The sequence below is a fragment of the Mesorhizobium sp. M0771 genome (assembly GCF_040320155.1).
GTDB lineage: Bacteria > Pseudomonadota > Alphaproteobacteria > Rhizobiales > Rhizobiaceae > Mesorhizobium.
Genome location: NZ_JAMYPC010000064.1, coordinates 1 through 2887, shown reverse-complemented (window position 1 = coordinate 2887; position 2887 = coordinate 1). Strand labels below are relative to the sequence as shown.

Genomic DNA, 2887 nt, shown 5'->3' with positions numbered 1-2887 from the left:
AATTTCAAGCGTTAGAATTGGCCAGTATCTCAAGTTAACTCCACATTAGAAATATAACAACTCGCAACCTTGGGTTATATGGTTTGGTCTCGGCAATAAAGACCGACATATCCTGCGGCAATTGCGAGCCGAGGAAAGCGCCCCATGGGTGGTTTTACTACTCAGTTTGTTGTCGCACTTACCGTGACCATAAGCCTGGCTCTTGTCAGCGGCTGCCTGGGTACGGCATTCGGGCTGTTTTTGGCGATTTCGAAGGGCACGGCAAAGCCGCGCCTCAACGCGGTCGTGGCCGCCTACACCACAGTCGTCCGTGGTGTACCAGAACTTCTCGTTATCCTGCTCATCTACTTCGGCGGAACCACGCTCGCCAGCAAGATCGCCGGCCGGTATGTCGAGGTGAACGCATTCACCGCAGGGGTTATCGCGCTCTCGGTCATTTTCAGCGGTTATGCGACCGAAGTGTTTCGCGGCGCGATTGCGGCAGTGCCAGCGGGCCAAACCGAAGCGGCAAAGTCGCTTGGGCTGAACGCCTGGCAGCGCTGGATGTTCGTCATCGGTCCGCAGATGCTGCGGCTGGCGCTGCCTGCCTATGGCAATCTCTGGATTTCGCTCTTCAAGGATACCGCACTGGTCTCGATCGTCGGCCTGACCGACATCATGCGCGTTGCGTATGTGGGGGCCGGATCCTTGCGCGCACCATTGACTTTCTACCTTGCGGCCTCCGCTCTCTATCTCTCGCTGACCACCGTCACGTTGCTGTCGATCCGGCTGACTGAGCGGCGCTATCCGGCTCTCGGCCGGTAGGAGGGAAGGCCCATGAACCTCGGCTTGATATTTGACGCACTGGTTGTCTTGCCTTCGGGCGTTGGTCTCACTTTGACCCTGACGGTCTTGTCGCTGACGGCCGGATTTCTTCTTTCCGTGCCGCTGGCCTTCATCCGCGCGTTCGGACGTCCCGGCTTCTCGCTCGCGGTGCTCGCATACACCTATGTGATCCGCGGAACGCCGATGCTGGTTCAGCTCTTTCTGCTCTACTACGGCCTCGCTCAGATCGAGGCGGTGCGAACAAGCATCTTCTGGGTGATCCTGCGCGACCCCTTCTGGTGTGCCCTTCTGACATTTTCGCTGAACAGCGCGGCACACACCACCGAGATCCTGTGCCGCGGTCTCCAGTCCGTGCCGAAGGGTGTCACCGAGGCGGCCACATCTCTCGGCTTGAAACGCTTCCAGATCGCTCGCCTGGTCACCTTCCCGATCGCTTTCAGGATATCGCTCCCGGCCTACGGCAACGAGATCGTCGGGATGATCAAGGGCTCGTCGCTCGCGAGCACCGTGACGCTGCTTGAGATCACCGGCATGGCGAGACAGATGGTGTCGACCACGTTCGCGCCGTACGAAATCTTCATCGTCGCCGGAGCGATCTACCTATCGCTCACCTCGATCGCGGTGAAAGCGATCCAGTTGCTGGAGCGATGGCTGTCGACCGACGGCCATCCGGTTCGCCGACGAAAGGCGCGATTGCGCCCCGCCCTACCTGACCCAGAGATCACGACGCCCCTGCCCTGACGCCTAGGTTCTGGGCTCCCCTTTCCATCCAACCAACGAAGAGGTGCATCATGCGCATACCCCTGGCTATTGCTGTTTCTATCGTATCCCTGATGTCGGCAGTCCCGGCGAGCGCGCAAAGCGAGCGCGTCATATCGATTGCCGCTGAAGGCGCCTCGCCGCCCTGGGACGGCACCGACGCGAACGGTCAACTCTATGGCTACGATATCGATGTTGGGCAGGAGCTGTGCCGTCGGATCGAGATCAAATGTACCTTCGTCCCGCAGGATTGGGACGGGATCATCCCGGCACTGCTTGTCGGCAAGTTCGACGTGATCATGTCTGGCATGGCGATCACGGAAAAACGCAAGCAGTCGATCGCGTTCTCGATCCCCTACGCCACCGGCTTCAACCAGTTCGTGGTGCGCAAGGACCTGGGTCTCGACGCCGGCGACACCAAGGAAAAGGTCAACCTTTCGACCATCGGCGACAAAGAGAAGGCAACCATCGAGCGCCTCAGATCGACACTCGCCGGCAAGGCGATCGGAGCCTTGCGCTCGTCCAATTCGGAAGCAGTCGTGAAGGAAATGCTGGGCGATGTCGTGACCATTCGCAGTTATGACAGCCAGGACAACATGAAGCTCGATCTTGCCGCGGGTCGCATCGACGGCGGCCTCGCCGACTATTTCACCTGGCGCGATTTTCTGGAGACGCCTTCCGGCTCGGATGTGGTGTTTTTCGGCCCTGAACTGAATGGCGGGCTCTGGGGGCCGGGCGTCGGCGCAGGTCTGCGCAAAGACGATACGGAGTTGCTCGCCAGGTTCAACGCGGCCATCGACGCGGCCACCAAGGATGGGACGATCAAGGCGCTGAGCCTGAAATGGTTCAAGAGCGATATCTCGCCAGCCATCTCGCAATAGAGGCAACCGACTTCGACATTGACGTGGCGCTGGCCGGAACGCCGGCGCCTGCGCCCTACCCTCCTTCAAGGCGAGTTCCATGAAAGACCAGTTCTGCGCGGTCGTCACCGGCCAATCCCTGATCAAGCACGACATACGTGACGTCAAAAACGAACGCTTCATCGCGGTTACGGATTTCCTGCGCCAAGGCGACGTCGTCTTCACCAACTTCGAGTCGACGATCCTGGGTAAGCACGGCGGGTGGCCGACCAAGGGCAAATACTTCGGATATTCCAGGGCTGAAGTGCTCGACGCATTGCAGGCCATCGGTTTCAACGCGCTTGCTCTGGCAAACAACCACGCCTTCGATCTCGGCGCTGGCGGCATCCTCTCGACCCTGGAGGAAGTGGAAGCGCGCGGTCTCCTGCATGCCGGCATCGGGG

At 59.9% G+C, this 2887-nt stretch carries 4 protein-coding genes; all 4 read left to right on the top strand.

Annotation, left to right across the window (positions count from 1 at the left end; all coding sequences use genetic code 11):
* Positions 1–144 precede the first annotated feature (144 nt).
* Complete coding sequence (locus NKI05_RS32155) at positions 145–804, top strand: ABC transporter permease (protein ID WP_023683618.1); 660 nt, start codon at positions 145–147, stop codon at positions 802–804.
* A gap of 12 nt (positions 805–816) precedes the next feature.
* The gene (locus NKI05_RS32150) at positions 817–1566 is read left to right on the top strand and encodes an ABC transporter permease (protein WP_023694078.1); all 750 of its coding nucleotides are present in this window, start codon (positions 817–819) and stop codon (positions 1564–1566) included.
* Positions 1567–1616: 50 nt separating this feature from the next.
* On the top strand, positions 1617–2465 hold the full coding sequence (locus NKI05_RS32145) for a transporter substrate-binding domain-containing protein (protein WP_023694077.1): 849 nt from the start codon (positions 1617–1619) through the stop codon (positions 2463–2465).
* A 79-nt stretch (positions 2466–2544) separates the two neighbouring features.
* The coding region (locus tag NKI05_RS32140) for a CapA family protein (protein ID WP_352794225.1) at positions 2545–2887 on the top strand (343 nt) is incomplete at its 3' end.